The sequence below is a fragment of the Pseudomonas luteola NBRC 103146 genome (genome assembly GCF_002091675.1).
Classification (GTDB): Bacteria; Pseudomonadota; Gammaproteobacteria; order Pseudomonadales; family Pseudomonadaceae; genus Chryseomonas; species Chryseomonas luteola.
The window spans coordinates 1-14,442 of the sequence record NZ_BDAE01000018.1; the positions used below are offsets into that span (position 1 = coordinate 1).

General features: G+C 52.2%; 20 protein-coding genes. 13 read left to right on the top strand and 7 right to left on the bottom strand.

Annotated elements, in window-relative coordinates:
* Positions 1 to 11: 11 nt before the first annotated feature.
* From birA to PLU01S_RS17660, 9 genes are all read left to right on the top strand, one after another.
* Complete coding sequence (birA, locus tag PLU01S_RS17620; RefSeq protein ID WP_074825139.1) at positions 12 to 968, top strand: bifunctional biotin--[acetyl-CoA-carboxylase] ligase/biotin operon repressor BirA; 957 nt, start codon at positions 12 to 14, stop codon at positions 966 to 968.
* A complete protein-coding gene (locus PLU01S_RS17625; protein ID WP_074825136.1) occupies positions 958 to 1,707 on the top strand; it encodes a type III pantothenate kinase in 750 nt (249 codons plus the stop codon). The genes birA and PLU01S_RS17625 overlap by 11 nt, the downstream gene beginning before the upstream one ends.
* A 253-nt stretch (positions 1,708 to 1,960) precedes the next feature.
* On the top strand, positions 1,961 to 2,368 hold the full coding sequence (locus PLU01S_RS17635) for a DUF3301 domain-containing protein (RefSeq protein WP_010795495.1): 408 nt from the start codon (positions 1,961 to 1,963) through the stop codon (positions 2,366 to 2,368).
* A gap of 366 nt (positions 2,369 to 2,734) precedes the next feature.
* The gene (locus PLU01S_RS17640; RefSeq protein ID WP_074825130.1) at positions 2,735 to 3,043 is read left to right on the top strand and encodes a hypothetical protein; all 309 of its coding nucleotides are present in this window, start codon (positions 2,735 to 2,737) and stop codon (positions 3,041 to 3,043) included.
* A gap of 98 nt (positions 3,044 to 3,141) precedes the next feature.
* On the top strand, positions 3,142 to 3,936 hold the full coding sequence (locus tag PLU01S_RS17645) for an SDR family NAD(P)-dependent oxidoreductase (RefSeq protein WP_074825128.1): 795 nt from the start codon (positions 3,142 to 3,144) through the stop codon (positions 3,934 to 3,936).
* The gene (locus tag PLU01S_RS17650) at positions 3,902 to 4,435 is read left to right on the top strand and encodes a hypothetical protein (RefSeq protein WP_139208752.1); all 534 of its coding nucleotides are present in this window, start codon (positions 3,902 to 3,904) and stop codon (positions 4,433 to 4,435) included. The genes PLU01S_RS17645 and PLU01S_RS17650 overlap by 35 nt, the downstream gene beginning before the upstream one ends.
* A 219-nt stretch (positions 4,436 to 4,654) precedes the next feature.
* On the top strand, positions 4,655 to 5,551 hold the full coding sequence (locus PLU01S_RS17655) for a MurR/RpiR family transcriptional regulator (protein ID WP_074825121.1): 897 nt from the start codon (positions 4,655 to 4,657) through the stop codon (positions 5,549 to 5,551).
* Between the two features lie 77 nt (positions 5,552 to 5,628).
* Positions 5,629 to 5,784, top strand: coding sequence for a hypothetical protein (locus PLU01S_RS25775; RefSeq protein WP_010795490.1), 156 nt, complete (start codon positions 5,629 to 5,631; stop codon positions 5,782 to 5,784).
* A gap of 5 nt (positions 5,785 to 5,789) precedes the next feature.
* Complete coding sequence (locus PLU01S_RS17660) at positions 5,790 to 6,215, top strand: DUF1810 domain-containing protein (protein ID WP_074825118.1); 426 nt, start codon at positions 5,790 to 5,792, stop codon at positions 6,213 to 6,215.
* Positions 6,216 to 6,229: 14 nt separating this feature from the next.
* On the opposite strand, the gene PLU01S_RS17665 is transcribed toward PLU01S_RS17660, so the two are convergent.
* The 7 genes from PLU01S_RS17665 to yidD form a co-directional block, all read right to left on the bottom strand.
* Positions 6,230 to 6,583 carry a hypothetical protein gene (locus PLU01S_RS17665; RefSeq protein WP_233432137.1) on the bottom strand — a complete coding sequence of 118 codons (354 nt, stop codon included), beginning with the start codon at positions 6,581 to 6,583 and terminating at the stop codon, positions 6,230 to 6,232.
* 141 nt (positions 6,584 to 6,724) lie between these two features.
* Positions 6,725 to 7,867 carry a hypothetical protein gene (locus PLU01S_RS17670; protein WP_074825115.1) on the bottom strand — a complete coding sequence of 381 codons (1,143 nt, stop codon included), beginning with the start codon at positions 7,865 to 7,867 and terminating at the stop codon, positions 6,725 to 6,727.
* A gap of 83 nt (positions 7,868 to 7,950) precedes the next feature.
* Positions 7,951 to 8,454, bottom strand: coding sequence for a hypothetical protein (locus PLU01S_RS17675; protein ID WP_026003746.1), 504 nt, complete (start codon positions 8,452 to 8,454; stop codon positions 7,951 to 7,953).
* Between the two features lie 232 nt (positions 8,455 to 8,686).
* Positions 8,687 to 9,184, bottom strand: a complete 498-nt coding sequence (locus PLU01S_RS17685) for a hypothetical protein (protein WP_074825107.1) — start codon at positions 9,182 to 9,184, stop codon at positions 8,687 to 8,689.
* A 161-nt stretch (positions 9,185 to 9,345) separates the two neighbouring features.
* Positions 9,346 to 9,666: a hypothetical protein gene (locus tag PLU01S_RS17690; protein WP_074825101.1), complete on the bottom strand. Its 321-nt coding sequence runs from the start codon at positions 9,664 to 9,666 to the stop codon at positions 9,346 to 9,348.
* A 241-nt stretch (positions 9,667 to 9,907) separates the two neighbouring features.
* Complete coding sequence (locus PLU01S_RS17695; protein ID WP_074825097.1) at positions 9,908 to 10,405, bottom strand: hypothetical protein; 498 nt, start codon at positions 10,403 to 10,405, stop codon at positions 9,908 to 9,910.
* Positions 10,406 to 10,525: 120 nt separating this feature from the next.
* Complete coding sequence (gene yidD / locus PLU01S_RS17700; RefSeq protein ID WP_010795482.1) at positions 10,526 to 10,780, bottom strand: membrane protein insertion efficiency factor YidD; 255 nt, start codon at positions 10,778 to 10,780, stop codon at positions 10,526 to 10,528.
* Positions 10,781 to 10,906: 126 nt separating this feature from the next.
* Here yidD and pcaQ point away from each other — a divergent pair, with 126 nt between their 5' ends.
* The 4 genes from pcaQ (at position 10,907) to zapE (ending at position 14,346) form a co-directional block, all read left to right on the top strand.
* A complete protein-coding gene (gene pcaQ, locus PLU01S_RS17705; RefSeq protein WP_074825094.1) occupies positions 10,907 to 11,842 on the top strand; it encodes a pca operon transcription factor PcaQ in 936 nt (311 codons plus the stop codon).
* Positions 11,843 to 11,949: 107 nt separating this feature from the next.
* The gene (pcaH, locus tag PLU01S_RS17710; protein WP_074825089.1) at positions 11,950 to 12,672 is read left to right on the top strand and encodes a protocatechuate 3,4-dioxygenase subunit beta; all 723 of its coding nucleotides are present in this window, start codon (positions 11,950 to 11,952) and stop codon (positions 12,670 to 12,672) included.
* A 10-nt stretch (positions 12,673 to 12,682) separates the two neighbouring features.
* Complete coding sequence (gene pcaG, locus PLU01S_RS17715) at positions 12,683 to 13,285, top strand: protocatechuate 3,4-dioxygenase subunit alpha (RefSeq protein ID WP_074825087.1); 603 nt, start codon at positions 12,683 to 12,685, stop codon at positions 13,283 to 13,285.
* Entirely contained in the window at positions 13,285 to 14,346 is a 1,062-nt protein-coding gene (zapE, locus tag PLU01S_RS17720; protein WP_074825084.1) for a cell division protein ZapE, read from the top strand. Before pcaG ends, zapE begins: the two co-directional genes overlap by 1 nt.
* Positions 14,347 to 14,442 lie beyond the last annotated feature (96 nt).

The window sequence follows — 14,442 nt, forward strand, 5'->3', positions numbered from 1 at the left end:
GGATAAAAAATATGGCTGTTTCCCTACTACTTGAATGCCTTGCTGATGGTCAGTTTCATTCCGGAGAAGAGTTGGGGGCGCTTCTAGGTGTTAGCCGTAGTGCCGTCTGGAAGCAGCTGCAAGGAATAGAACAACGTACAGGTTTATCTTTTTTTAAAGTACCTGGAAAAGGGTACCGTCTCGCTGAACCTCTCAATCTGCTGGCAAATAGCCGGATAGACTTTGATGAGTGGCCAATAGAAATCCTGGATACGATTGACTCTACGAATGCTGAGGCGCTGCGGCGTGTCATGGGGCAGCGTGGCCACGCGCCTTTCGTGCTGTTGGCTGAGCACCAGACCTTTGGCAGAGGGCGTCGGGGAAGGGCCTGGGTTAGTCCATATGCAAAAAATCTCTACCTGACAGCAGCTGTTACCATTCATGGTGGTATCAAGCAGCTTGAAGGATTGAGTCTGGTAGTAGGGCTTGCGGTTGTTTCAGCACTAAAAAAGCTGAGCTTAGTTGATGCTGGTTTGAAGTGGCCTAACGACATTCTCCTGTTTGGGCGCAAGCTATCTGGCATTCTCATCGAGTTGTCAGGTGATCCTGCTGATAGCTGTACAGCAATTATCGGCATTGGCTTGAATGTAAATATGAGAAATGCAGACAATATCGATCAACCATGGATTTCCTTATATGAGGCGCTCGGTAGGCCCGTTGATAGAAACCAGTTAGCTTCTAATGTGTTGCATGAGTTAAGTGATTGCTTGAAACTGCATCAGTCACATGGCTTTGCTGCATTGAAGGATTCGTGGGAAGCCAATCATTTATGGCAGGGACGAGAGGTGATTCTTTCTGCCGGTGCCAATCAAATCGAAGGTAAGGTGCTGGGTGTTGGATTGGATGGATCACTTAGATTAAATGTTAATGGCTACGAAAAGTCTTTTAATGGCGGTGAGCTCAGTTTGAGATTACGTAATGATTCTTGAGCTTGACTGCGGCAACAGTCTGATCAAATGGCGCGTCCTATCTAAAATTGATGGCGTTGTTGCCAGCGGTATCGCTCATTCTGATGATGAGCTGCTCGTAACGCTTGAATCTTATGAGAGCCTCTCCCTCAGCCATGGTCGGCTTGTCAGCGTTCGTAGCGATCTGGAAACTACAGGCTTAATTGAACGGCTAGACAGCACGTTTGGTTTTTCATGTCAGCAGGCAAAACCCGTAGCATCGTTTCTTGGTGTAAAGAATGGATATTCAGACTACGAACGACTGGGGATGGATCGTTGGCTTGCCCTTTTAGGCGGCTTTAAGCTGGCGGGTAACAAAGCATGTGTCGTGATTGATCTGGGAACCGCCGTTACTTCAGACTTTGTTGATCAGACTGGACAGCATGCGGGTGGCTTCATCTGTCCGGGGATTCCGCTCATGCGTCGAGAATTGCAGACGCATACTCGTCGAATTCGCTATAACCCAGAACTTGAGGCCACTAACGGGCATCCTCTGCCTGGAAGAAATACGATGCATGCTGTTGAGGGCGGATGCGTGTATATGCTCCGCGGATTTGTGAGGACGCAATATGATTTAGCCCTTGAGCTGCTAGGGGCTGATTTTGCTGTCTTTCTCACAGGGGGAGACGCTGAGCTGGTAAAAGACGTTATTCCCACTTCTCGTGTTGTGCCTGATCTGGTCTTTGACGGTTTGGCCTTGGCTTGCCCTGTGGACTCATAAATATGCGATGGCTTTTCGTTTTCCTGTTGGCATTGAATGTGTTCTATTACGTGTGGAACCAACAGCAGGCGCCTTTGCGCGCAAAGGAAATTACTCCGCTAAGCTTGTATAAGAGCGAGCGTGACAACATACGTTTGCTACATGAACCTGAGGCACCCTCGATGGGCGTTGGGGCTAAGCAATAAACTAGCAGGGGCTGAATGGCTTTCTTGGTATTGAAGCGCTTGGGACGGCTTGGTTTAGGTGATTATTCATGCTGACCTTAGGTAACATTTTTGGATTTCTTCTGGTGGCCTCAGCCTGCGCCTGGCTATGGCATTCCCATGGTTTGCGTGAGCGTGCGCTCGCTTTGGCTAAAGAGCATTGTCGCAAGCGTGATGTAGAGCTGTTGGATGAGAATGTAGCGTTCCGCCGGTTTTCTTTTATGCGGGATGCTAAAGGCTTCAAGCGGTTTGCTCGCGTTTATGATTTTGAATTTACCGCTACTGGCGAGCAGCGTCTGGCAGGTAAGGTAGTGCTGTTTGGTTACCGCTTAGGGCTTATTGAATTTGCCCCTTATGCGGTACCTGAAGCGCCAATGCTCAATGACCCGCGTGTGGTTGATATGGCCTCATGGCGACGTGCCCGTGAAGAAAAAGAGGATCGCCGCCGAGCCGACTGATCCATTGTAATTGCATCATGTTACCAATGATCCTTCTCCTACCGTAATAGCCGCTGTTGAGCCTCTTGGGCCGCTTAGGCCTTGTAGCCAACGTAACATCGCCAGGCTGGAAACGGTTCTGCAATCAGCACTTCAGCAAACGCCTCATCATTCTTTATCGGCTTCTTTTAGCATCATTGCTGTAGAAACCTTTAGCACCTCTAATCTGCTAGCCAGTGTATAAGCTGGTAAGACTCATGAACTAGCAGTGTGGTGACATCCATCCGAAGTGTTTGAATCTGTTTTTTGTCTTATGCGACCATTTATAGCTGCCGAACATCAGGACAGTTTTATCCTGCGTTCAATTGGGCTGGACGATTCGGCTTTATGCTGGAGCAAACAACCACATCTGTTTCTGACTTGGAGATCGCACCGTTGAGCAGCAATGTCGTCTCGATCAAATCTGACAGCCTAGAAGATCAAGAGCAGCTAGAGGCCCAGCTGAGTTTCTTGCAAAAGGCCTCTTTGAGATTGATGCATCGCAACGGTACAAAGGCGACCCTATTGGTTCTAGAGCGCTGGAAGACCAGCGACAATGAGATTCAGATCGTGTTTACTCCCGGTGTCGTTGAAGCCTTAGGATCGTTGGAGGGTCGTGAGTTACTCAAAGCAGCCATGAACGCTGCAACAGCCTGAGCAGCGCTAGGGACCTTTGCGCTGGATTTTTCGTCAGACTCGAATAATGGACTAGCCATTGTGCTCATTGGCTCTTTTAACGTGTCTGGAGATTTTTCATGCAGATTGATCTTTCTGGAAAAACGGCAATCGTAACCGGCTCTACTCGTGGTATTGGTTTCGCTATTGCGAAAGGATTGGCTCAGGCAGGAGCGACTGTAGTTATAAACGGTCGATCGGCTCCATCAGTAGACAAGGCGGTTAGTCTCCTGCAGCAGTACGTACCGGATGCGACGTTACGTGGAGTGGTTGCGGATGTCGGGAGCGTTGACGGATGTGCTGTATTGAAAGCTGCTGAGCCTGAGGTTGATATTCTAGTCAACAACACGGGTATATACGGGCCTCGAGACTTTTTTGAAACGGGCGATGATATTTGGACGGAGTTTTTCGAGGTCAACGTGATGTCTGGCGTTCGGCTCTCTCGGGAATATTTGCCTGGCATGGTCTCGAGGCAATGGGGGCGCGTAATCTTTATTTCTTCTGAATCAGCGCTCAATATTCCGGCCGACATGATTCATTACGGCTTTACCAAAACAGCCAACCTGTCCGTGGCGCGTGGATTGGCCAAACGGATGGCTGGTACAGGCGTGACAGTTAATTCCATTCTGCCAGGTCCAACGCTTTCTGAAGGCGTAGCGGAGATGCTCAAGGAGGCGAGCGAGCGTACTGGTCAGACTCTAGAGGAGGTGGCCGCTGATTTTGTAAGGGAAAACCGGCCTAGCTCCATTCTCCAGCGTGCAGCAACTACAGAGGAAGTCGCTAATCTGGTTGTCTACACAGCTTCTCCTCTGGCTTCAGCGACAACGGGTGCCGCGTTGCGTGTTGATGGTGGTGTTGTCGACACTATCGCCTGATATGTCATTGTTAAACTGGCTAGGGGTGTGGCTTCTTGGCAGTATTGTCTTAGCGACGGTCAGTGAGGCTGCGCCTTTGTCTCTTGGATTGGACAAGGCGCAGCTCGAACGGAGAATTCCTGCCTATTTAGCGGTGCTGCCTAGCTGCAAAGCCCTGATGCTGGGAGCGCCACACCCAATGAAGGATGAGGCCGGGTGGGTATATTCCGCTCGGGGCGCGTCCAGCTTTGACATGTCAGTAGAGACTACAGGCGAGCAGCTTACGCGTATCACTGTAAAAGCAGCAGCGCCTGTTTCTGATGCAGTGCTGCGCGATATGCGGTGCATAACTTATGCGCTGATGCGTGCGGTGGAACCTAAGTATTCAGTTTCGCATTTGGCTTTATCGACTTCAAAACAGCTTTGGAGACGTGCGCAAAGCGAGCCTTATTGTCAGCTGTATTTTTTTACAGCATTTGAAGTACGGCTGGCCCCTGTTCAGCTGGTTGTACAGCGATAATCTAGTCCAGAATAAGTCAATAAATTATTTTTCTAAAAAATTATGTTTAGAAAAATAATCTTGTGTTCTAAGCTGATATTCCGCCGTATGACAACGAAGCGAGCCGCCTTTAAATTCCTTTCTTTTGCAGATATTCCTGAAGAATGAAAGCATTTTCGATTACGTTGGCGTCTGGTTTCGTTAAGTGCTTGCTGTAACGATTCATCTAAAGGATTCGAAATGCTTACTACTGATTCTTCAAGCTCTTCCCTTGTAGCGCCTGCTAGTGTGGAAACTCTGCAGCAGATGATTACGGCAGAGTACGAGTCTCTGCCTCGTCAGCTCAAGCGTGTAGCGGCATACATGAGCCAGCAAAGTGATCGTGTCATGGTTGATCGTATTAGCGATATTGCCCGTCAATGCGAAGTACACCCTTCGGCAATCGTACGGTTCTCTCAGCGTTTCGGCTTCAAAGGCTTCAGTGAAATGCAATCCCTGTTTCGTGAGGCTTATACGCATAAGGCAACACCTGTCCAGAATTATCAGCAGCGTATCCGACGAATGATTGCCAACAAGTCTCAACCGGCTGCCGGAAGCGATTTGGCGCGTGAATGCATTAGTGCCACACGTTCAGGACTGGATAGATTGGGAGAAGAGCTGGACGATCAGGCGTTCGAGAAAGCGGTCGACCTGCTGGTCAATGCGGAGAACATTTATGTAGTGGGGGTTCGTCGTTCATTTGCGGTAGCGCACTACCTTGTTTATAACCTGCAACACACCAACAAGCGTATTCATCTCGTGTCTGGCCTTGGCGGTAGCTATCGAGAACAGATGCGTAGCGTCCGAGCCAACGACCTCATCGTAGCCATTAGCTTTACGCCTTATGGCAAGGAAAGCCAGCAGTGCGTACGTATCGCTCAGCATAATCAAGCCAAGACGCTCATCATTACAGACAGCCAGTTGTCACCCCTGGCCAAGCGAGCCAGCGCATTGTTGCTGGTCAACGAGGGCAGTGCATTCGCTTTTCGTTCCCTGAGCGCAACGCTATGCCTTTGCCAGGCACTGTTCATTGCTCTGGCCTACCGCCTGGAAATGAAAGTGGATGAAATGCATGAGCAGGTGGGTTTCGATGACTGAATTTGCTCGTCAACTGTTGGGCACTACTGGCTGAGGATATTGCCTAAGCAGTACGTATTGAATCAATGAGGTGCATCATGGCCGACGAGCATGCGAAGCGCAGCACGGCGGAAACGCCCGAGGAAGCCAGCAAGGTAGGTGAGGTGAACAAGTCCCAGAATGAGAAGGGGGGAGAGCAGCGCCGTACCAAATTCAACGAGCCAGAGGATCCACAGGCGCAGCGCTCACGGTAATCCACATGTCAGATCGTCATGATTTGCAACGCTTCGTGAGCGCTCAAGAGACTGTTTGGCAACAAGTGATTGCAGAGCTCCGCTCAGGTCATAAACGTACCCACTGGATGTGGTTCGTATTTCCGCAGTTGCAAGGACTTGGGCATAGCGCCATGGCGAGGCGGTATGCCGTATCCGGGCTGGATGAAGCTACTGCCTACCTTGAGCATGAGCTTCTAGGGAATCGGCTGAAAACGTGTTGTGAGATTGTGAATAGCCTGGAAGGGGCGTCGGTAGCGCAGGTTTTTGGTCATCCTGACGATTTGAAATTTCATTCATCAATGACGTTATTCGCACACGTTGCAGGAGAGCAGAGCCCTTATCAGGCGGCGTTGATCAAGTATTTCAATGGCCAGGAGGACGCTCAAACGTTGCGGTTGCTGAAGCAATAATACTCGCTGCGTGTCTAGGCGCGGGTGTCTTTGTTTTCTTCCAGAGAGTCGCCTAGTTGCTTATGGACCTCGGGTTGCTCAACTCCATCGACCCACCATTTCAAATGAGCACTGACCATTGTCTGAGGGGCGAAGCCCAGTTTGTTACGTACAGGGCAGGCTCCATCTTCGCTTGCCTTGACCTCACCAGCTTGGCGGGATCGGTTATTGCCGGCTTTGCCACTGGCCTGAACAATCATCTCAAACCGTACGGCTTGCCCGCTGCCTTTGAAACAGAGCTCTATGGAGGCTTGCTGTGGTGAAATTGCACTCAGGTTCAGATTGGCCTCTACAGGTGGAGTCGAGGCGGCAAGTAACATGGCAGTCATAGGCAGGGCGAAGAGTCCAGGCATGTCAGTCTACGTTACGATCATTTGAACAGGCTGGAGATCAGAGTAGCGCATCTTTGACCTCCTTGTGCAGACGCCCTCTAAATGAGGGCGTCCAGGATACTGCTCAGATGCAAGCGCTTACTGCTGGGTAATGACAGCGCTGTTGCCAGTACCCGTCTGCGAGATGGTTGCAGAGTTGCCAATGGCAAACTCACCACGCTGCGTAATAGCGGCCTGGTTAGCTACACCGGACTGATAGACCACTGCATTGGCGGCCAGCTGCGATTCCAGCTGTTGAACGGTAGCGATGTTGTCGCTGCCACCCTGAGTAACGCTGGTGTAGTTGCTATCACCTTTCTGGCTCACATCAGCCGAGTTGTTGGTGCCTGAGGTGGCGCCAGTCAGGTTGTTGCCACGACCAATCTGGGACACGTTCAGCGTGTTGGCTGTGCCGTTCTGATCAAAATACAACTCGTTGAACTTGCCATCCTGGAAGCTGGTAATGGCGTTGTTATCGCCGCGCTGGGAGATGGTGGCGAAGTCTGGACCACTGTACCCATCCTGGACCATGGCCACGGTATTGGCAGTGCCGTCCTGAGTAACGGTCGCTGTTTGGCCGTCGCCTGTCTGGGTCAGGGTAATGGCGTTGTTATCGCCTGTCTGGGCCAGTGTTGCAGAAGTGTTCATACCGCTTTGCGTCACTTCAGCCTGGTTGCCATTGCCGGTCGCGGTAGCGCTCAGCTGATGGGCATAGCCATCCTGGTTTATGATGTGGGAGTTGTCGTTGCCATTCTGGTTGATGGTAGCCACGCTGCTGCTGGACATGCCATAAGCAGCGCCGCCACCCTGGGTGACTTCAGCTACGTTGTTGTTACCCAGCTGGATAACCTGAGCCTGGTTGTCGTTGCCGGTCAACTGATAAACCGTAGACGAGTTAGTGTCGCCAGTTTGTGTTACGGCTACCTGGCTGCTCTCCTGAGCCTCCTGATAGATGCTCGAGTAATTGTCGCTGCCTTCCTGCGCAGTGTTGGCAACGTTATTTGATCCGTCCTGGTACTGATAGGAAGTGCTATTCAGGGCAGCGCTCTGGGTCAGGGTTGCAGCATTACCATTACCGATCTGCTCCTGAATGCTCTTGCTGTTTTGAGTGCCGTTGATTTGTTCGGTCGTAATGGAGTTGTTGTCTCCATCCTGAGTAGTTTCAGCGGAGTTCATCTCAGCAAAGGCGTGTGAGCTGAGAGCGATCAGGATGGCGGCAGCAAGAGGCTTGAAGCTGTGCATGATTATTCCCTTCGTAGTAATCACAATAACGAGAAATGAAAATGTCGACGTTCTAATGCGTGATGTTTAAACATCCGTTGTTATCAGTACTGACGTACCACTGCGGTTTGGTTATTACCGTATTGCGTAATACTGGCCTGTTGACCGGTACCGTTCTGCTCAATGGAAGCGCTGTTATAAGCGCCGTACTGGTTGATCAGTGCGACGTTTGCCGAGCCGATCTGGGTAATGGAAGCCGTGTTGCCATAACCAGCCTGGGTAATAACTGCGGAGAGGTCAGCCCCTTGCTGAAGGATAAAGGCCTGCTGATCGTTACCAAGTTGTGAGATGAGCGCCTGTGAGTTAAGGCCTTGTTGGCTTAAGGTGGCCTGGTTGTTGTTACCGTTCTGCTGGATTTGAGCAACCAGTCCGCCAGCCGATGCTGTAGCTGCCAGTGCGCGCGGGTCAGGCGTGCCGGCAAGGTCTGAAGTCGTCGTGGCGATATCGAAATTATCAAGCAGATCAGCCGCCTGGAGCGGCGGTACAACAAGGCTCATGCCGGAGAAGGCGAGCGCAAGTCCTGAGCACAATCTTTGCAGCGAATTCATGGCTAATCCCTGTATAGCGCTGTGCGGATTGTTGGTCGTACAGGCGAAACTGGGTATCAACCAAAAGATTGAAAAGATGGGGCATTTAAGCCATAGAGGGATTAATCCATGGCTGCCGGAGGAGGCGGATCTAGAGCTGGCTAGGCCCGATGAACGGTATACCTAGGCAACCTCTACCATCAAGAGGCGTTAACTGATCTGGCTTTTGCTAAGCATTGATGGCTCCTTGGGCTCAGTATTGGCGAATGACAGCATTCTGATTGTTTCCGTATTGGATAATGCTGGCTTGCTGACCAGTACCATTCTGTTCGATGGCAGCATTGTTAGCGTTGCCGTACTGACTGATAACAGCAGCATTTGCTGACCCGGTCTGGGAAATCAGTGCGCTATTGGCTTCTCCTACCTGCTTGATAACGGCAGCCAGGTCTGAGCCTTGCTGCAGAATATAAGCCTGCTGGTCATTACCCTGTTGAGTAATGGTTGCCAGGGAGTTAAGCCCTCGCTGACTCAAGGTGGCCTGGTTGCTGTTGCCATTCTGCTGGACCTGAGCGACGAGACCATTGACCGAGGCGGCAGCCAATGCACGTACGTCGGGTGTGCCAGCCAAATCTGTCGATGAGGAGGCGATATCGAAGTTATCGAGCAGGTCAGCAGCCTGCAAATACAGTGGCGCTGCAAGGCAGCTTACTACCAGGGCCGTTTGAGAAAGCAGTCGTTGCAACATGGTCATGGCTAACTCCTGTTTAGCACTTACAAGTTTTGCTGACGGGTTCCCGCTTCGCTATCAATCTAAAGATTGAAACTTTAATCAAAGCGAAATAAAAAAGACTTAATTCTCTGGTATGGCCAACAGCAGGCGCTGCTTTACAGAGCGGCGCAACTCCTGTCCATTCATGGTGATCGCTGGCTGGTGCCATTGCCTTCCTGACGATAGTCCAACTCGTTAAAATTGCCACTCTGAGTCAGCATGGCCTGATTGTTTATTCTCTGCTCCTCTACCGTGGCAGTGTTGATCGACACAGCACGATTGGCTGCTCCAGGGAAAGCGTGTTGCCATTGCCCGTAGTCGATGCGGTTACGATAGGCTTTCTCATTCTCGGGGAGGAAAGCGTTGTTGCCTGCCTGGTTGAGGCTTGCATTATTAATGACGGCTAGAGCAGGCAGGCCAAGCCTGGGCAAAGCAGCCGCAACGCTAGGTTTCATCATAAACATGACGTGCTCCTTGTAGTTATCGGAAGGGTAAAAGCCATACAGCTCTAACAGGCAGACAGCCGAACGCTACAGAGCATTGCCTGTAAGCGAGCTGTAGAAGTGAGCTAGGGCGGGATGCGGTTTTTTCTAGCCTTTGTCAAACAAGTCTCTGCCAGCTGGGAAACGGGAGAGAGCACAGGAATAGATTGGACCTTGCACATGACATCTTCCTTTGACTTCATGAACAAGCGGCATTGAGCCGCTAGCGCTGTTGAACAGTGATGCTCTGGTTGTTTCCGAACTGGATAATACTGCCCTGTAAACCGGTGCCGTTCTGGTCGATCAGCGCTTCGTTATAGGCGCCATACTGATGGATAGCGGCTTGATTAGCCGAGCCTCGCTGAATGATAGAAGCGTTATGGCCCTGGCCGCTTTGCAGAATGACAGCGGTCAGCTCCGTACCATTTTGCAGCATGGCTGCCTGATGATTTCCACCGAGTTGTTGGATAAGTGCCTGACTGCCTAATCCGGTTTGGGTGAGAAAGGCCTGGCTGTCGCTGCCCTGCTGGATAACGGTGGCCGCTATGCGGTCGGCAGTCGATTGACCAAGGGAACCCTGGGCCTGCCGGGCGGCTACATCCGAGACCGTAGAAAGATCGAAGTTATTGAGCAGGTCCGCCGCGTTGGGCGTCTCGATGGAAAAGCCGAGACATGAAACCAGCAACGCAAACCTCAAACTGATCCGCTGCAGTACGTTCATGGCTATTTCCTCAATAGCGCTTCGTACTACGTTATCGCGCAGGGCGGGCCACTTGGGTATCGCTCTAAAGGGTGAAATTGCCTGCCTTTTAAATAGGAGATGAACTAGGCTGATCTCATATTAATGGCAGCGGTTCGAGTGTTTATCCTGGGTTTTGCAATGACAGGGAGGAACAGGGTCGATACCGCCCGGATGAAACGGGTGGCAGCGCAGCAAGCGGCGAATGGTCAGCCAGCTGCCGCGCAAGGCGCCATGGGTCTGTAGGGCCTCAATGGCGTAATGCGAACAGGAGGGATAGAAACGGCAGCGTGGGCCAATCATGGGGCTGATGAAGAGCTGGTAACCTCGTAGCAGAACGATCAACACTTTCTTCATGAGCTGAGGGGCTTATCTGGCAGCAGGGCGTGGGACGGTCATTTTACCGGGTATGGCAGTTGGGTCGAGTGACTTGCCGACGGGTTGAGGTTAACAATGGCAGTCTGCTCCTGACGCTGGCGCGATATGAACATCGATACCCGTATTAAATTTCGACATCTCCTGTGCTTTATTGAAGTGGCTCAGCACCGCAGTTTCGCCAAGGCGGCCCATGCCGTGTCGGTTTCTCAGCCTGCCATTTCCAAGACCCTTAAGGAGCTTGAGGGCATTCTTGAGGCGCGCCTGTTCGAGCGGGACAAGAATGGCGTAGTGCTGACGCAAGCCGGTCAGGCCTTCATGCGTTATGCGGGCCCCTGCGTCCAGGCATTGCGAGACGGGGTCAATACGGTACGCAGCGGCGGGATGCAGGGTGGCCAAGTACGGGTTGGGGTACTTTCGACAGTGGAAAGTCTGGTTATACCGGAGGTCATCAGGCGACTCCACGAACGCTACAGCGGGCTCACCATCAGTGTTACGACAGGCATGAGTACCTATCTACTCAATAAACTGAGAGTAGGTGAGCTGGATATTGTGGTGGGGCGCATGACAGACAACCCTGAAATCCGCGGCCTGAACTTCGAGCATCTGTATAGCGAGTCGATGACGTTGGTGGTTCGAAACGGTCATCCGTTGCAAGCAGCGACTGGAATTGACCGGCAACGACTGGCGGACTATCCCTGGGTTCTTCCGTTGACGGGCACCACAATTCGGCAGTACGCCGAAAGCTTTCTGGTGCAGTGTGGGATCAGCCTGATGTCGCAGCGGTTGGAGACGCTTTCGCCAGCGCTGAGCCGGCGCTATGTACTGTTAAGTGATGCCGTCTGGATTGCGCCTCTGGATGCCGTGGAGACCGACATCAAGGCTGGTGTGCTGGCTGAGCTGTCTCTAGGCGTTCAGGAGCCGGGTGGCTCGATTGGCTTGTGCCGCAATAATACGGCAACGCTTCCGCTGGCGGCGCAATGGTTCTGTGAGGTTCTACGGGAAGTCGCCAGCGAGCTGGTTGCCGAGCGATCAGCCTCATAACCATTTGGTTATGAATGATTGCCGTCATTTCAATTGGCTGGCCTGCGGCATTGCGCCACACTCCGGGCAACCCCTTTGATGGGTAAGGCTCTTTGTGGAGTAAAGCCATGAATAATAATTCCAATGACACTCGCTTTGTCGCCCGTGACCGTAACTGGCATCCCCATGCCTATACGCCTGGTTATAAGTCGTCTGTACCCCGTTCACCCCGACAGGCCTTGGTTAGCATTCAGCAAACGGTTTCTGAACGTACCGGCCCGGATTTTTCTCATCTTCAGTTGGGCAAGCATGATAACGATCTGCTGCTGAACTTCAATAATGGGGGCTTGCCACAGGGCGAGCGAATCATCCTGTTTGGACGAGTAGTCGATCAGTTTGGTAAGCCCGTACCGAAGACGTATGTAGAGATCTGGCAGGCTAACGCTGGTGGACGGTATCGCCATAAGAACGACGTCTACCTGGCGCCGCTCGATCCCAACTTTGGCGGTGTAGGACGTACCCTGACCGACAATGATGGCAACTATGTATTCCGTACCATCAAGCCGGGGCCTTATCCGTGGCGTAATGGGGTGAATGATTGGCGGCCCGCCCATATCCATGTTTCGGTCATGGGACCTTCGATTTCCACTCGATTGATTACGCAGCTGTATTTCGAAGGTGATCCGCTGATACCGATCTGCCCGATCGTGAAGTCGATTACGAACCCGGAGGCCGTGCAGACACTTATTGCACGTCTGGACATGACCATGGCCAATCCAATGGACTGCTTGGCTTACCGTTTTGACATTGTGACGCGTGGCGCACGTCAAACCCATTTCGAGAACCTGTGAGGAGGCGATCATGACGACGACATTTCTGCCAGAGACGCCTTCACAAACCGCAGGCCCTTACGTTCACATCGGTCTTGCGCTGGCCGCAGCTGGTAATCCGACGCGTGACATGGAAATCTGGAATGATCTTGCCAAGCCGGATGCGCCAGGCCAGCACATCGTGCTGACGGGGCAAGTGTTTGACGGCAACGGCAATCTGGTGCGCGATTCCTTTCTGGAGGTCTGGCAAGCCAATCACGACGGTGTCTACGATCCGGTTTATCATCCGGAAAAGGCATTCAACAGCTTTGGCCGTACGGCTACTACCTTTGATGCCGGTGAGTGGTCGATGCAAACGATAAAGCCGGGTAAGGTGATGGATAGCCAGGGCAGGCCCATGGCGCCGCATATCAATCTGGCGCTGTTTGCCCGTGGCATCAATATCCATCTGCAGACCCGTATCTACTTTGAGGACGAAGCGGAAGCCAATGCGATTTGTCCAGTGCTCAACCTTGTCGAGCCACCTCGCAGGCCGACTCTGATCGCCAAGCGCTTTGAAGAAAACGGCAAAGTGATTTACCGTTTCGACATGCATCTGCAAGGTCCACAGGAAACTGTCTTTTTCGATTTCTGATGGCTACATCTGAACCGCTCAACGCGGGCGAGTTAATTCGGCAACATTTCGCTGCCGAACTGGCCGCCCGTCACTATCAGGCCGATGCCGCCCAAGAGGCGGCATTGGTGCATCTGGCTGACTGGCTTGATCGCTTTCTGGCCGATCGTAAATCCTGGTTTAAAAAGCCGTCTGCGGGCGTCTATATCTGGGGCGACGTAGGGCGAGGCAAGAGCTTTGTCATGGACGCCTTCTATACGGCCGTCCCTATTACGGAAAAGCGTCGCGTGCATTTTCATTCCTTTCTGCAGGAGTTGCAGCGGCGGATGCGTGACTATGCCGGCCAAGCCGATCCTCTAGCACAGGTAGCCCGGGAAATCGCTCGGGAAGTACGTCTGCTGTGCTTTGATGAATTTCATGTGCATGACATTGGCGATGCCATGCTGTTGGGTCGTATGCTCAAGGTGCTGGTAGATGAGGGTGTCGGGCTGGTGATGACATCCAATTACAAGCCGGAGGGCCTGTGTCCAAACCCGTTGTATCGAGAGCGCTTCAAGCCGATCATTGCATTGATCGAAAAGCGCTTCGATGTGCTTGCCATCAACGGTAAGGTCGATTATCGGCAGCGCAGCGACGAGCAGACCCTATGGGGGTATTACCTCTGGCCAGAGTCAGCGGGCGGTGTGAAGCGTTTGCAAACACTGCTGGACCTGTCTGCTGCCGCTACGACTGACGCTACCCTGGACGTCAATCATCATCCCCTTTCGGTGCGCGCGTATGAAGGGGAGCGGATCTGGCTGGATTTTGCCGACCTCTGTGAGCAGCCTCATTCGACCTTGGATTACCTCTGGATTGTCGAGCATTTTTCACACGTTGGCGTCAGCGGGCTTGATTGCCTGGCGCGTCAGTCTGATGCCGTTCGACAGCGATTTCTAAACCTGGTGGATATCGCTTACGACCGGGGCGTGACTCTGATCCTATCCAGCGAAGTGCCTATGGATGAGCTGGCCGGGGATGCCACCGTGGACTTTGCCCGGACGCTGAGCCGGTTGAGGCAGCTGGGAGTAGAGCGGCTGCAATAAATTTTAGCTGACTGCTCGAGTAATACATTTCTACCGTAAGTGTTACCAAGGCAATTGTGCTGATTTCGTCCTTCCGCCGAGCGAAAAACACCAAGC

Bases quoted from the DNA above. Each gene is read 5' to 3' on its own strand.
- birA (WP_074825139.1), top strand. From the start codon at position 12: ATGGCTGTTTCCCTACTACTTGAATGCCTTGCTGATGGTCAGTTTCAT.
- PLU01S_RS17625 (WP_074825136.1), top strand. From the start codon at position 958: ATGATTCTTGAGCTTGACTGCGGCAACAGTCTGATCAAATGGCGCGTC.
- PLU01S_RS17635 (WP_010795495.1), top strand. From the start codon at position 1,961: ATGCTGACCTTAGGTAACATTTTTGGATTTCTTCTGGTGGCCTCAGCC.
- PLU01S_RS17640 (WP_074825130.1), top strand. From the start codon at position 2,735: ATGCTGGAGCAAACAACCACATCTGTTTCTGACTTGGAGATCGCACCG.
- PLU01S_RS17645 (WP_074825128.1), top strand. From the start codon at position 3,142: ATGCAGATTGATCTTTCTGGAAAAACGGCAATCGTAACCGGCTCTACT.
- PLU01S_RS17655 (WP_074825121.1), top strand. From the start codon at position 4,655: ATGCTTACTACTGATTCTTCAAGCTCTTCCCTTGTAGCGCCTGCTAGT.
- PLU01S_RS25775 (WP_010795490.1), top strand. From the start codon at position 5,629: ATGGCCGACGAGCATGCGAAGCGCAGCACGGCGGAAACGCCCGAGGAA.
- PLU01S_RS17660 (WP_074825118.1), top strand. From the start codon at position 5,790: ATGTCAGATCGTCATGATTTGCAACGCTTCGTGAGCGCTCAAGAGACT.
- PLU01S_RS17665 (WP_233432137.1), bottom strand. From the start codon at position 6,583: ATGACTGCCATGTTACTTGCCGCCTCGACTCCACCTGTAGAGGCCAAT.
- PLU01S_RS17670 (WP_074825115.1), bottom strand. From the start codon at position 7,867: ATGCACAGCTTCAAGCCTCTTGCTGCCGCCATCCTGATCGCTCTCAGC.
- PLU01S_RS17675 (WP_026003746.1), bottom strand. From the start codon at position 8,454: ATGAATTCGCTGCAAAGATTGTGCTCAGGACTTGCGCTCGCCTTCTCC.
- PLU01S_RS17685 (WP_074825107.1), bottom strand. From the start codon at position 9,184: ATGACCATGTTGCAACGACTGCTTTCTCAAACGGCCCTGGTAGTAAGC.
- PLU01S_RS17690 (WP_074825101.1), bottom strand. From the start codon at position 9,666: ATGTTTATGATGAAACCTAGCGTTGCGGCTGCTTTGCCCAGGCTTGGC.
- PLU01S_RS17695 (WP_074825097.1), bottom strand. From the start codon at position 10,405: ATGAACGTACTGCAGCGGATCAGTTTGAGGTTTGCGTTGCTGGTTTCA.
- yidD (WP_010795482.1), bottom strand. From the start codon at position 10,780: ATGAAGAAAGTGTTGATCGTTCTGCTACGAGGTTACCAGCTCTTCATC.
- pcaQ (WP_074825094.1), top strand. From the start codon at position 10,907: ATGAACATCGATACCCGTATTAAATTTCGACATCTCCTGTGCTTTATT.
- pcaH (WP_074825089.1), top strand. From the start codon at position 11,950: ATGAATAATAATTCCAATGACACTCGCTTTGTCGCCCGTGACCGTAAC.
- pcaG (WP_074825087.1), top strand. From the start codon at position 12,683: ATGACGACGACATTTCTGCCAGAGACGCCTTCACAAACCGCAGGCCCT.
- zapE (WP_074825084.1), top strand. From the start codon at position 13,285: ATGGCTACATCTGAACCGCTCAACGCGGGCGAGTTAATTCGGCAACAT.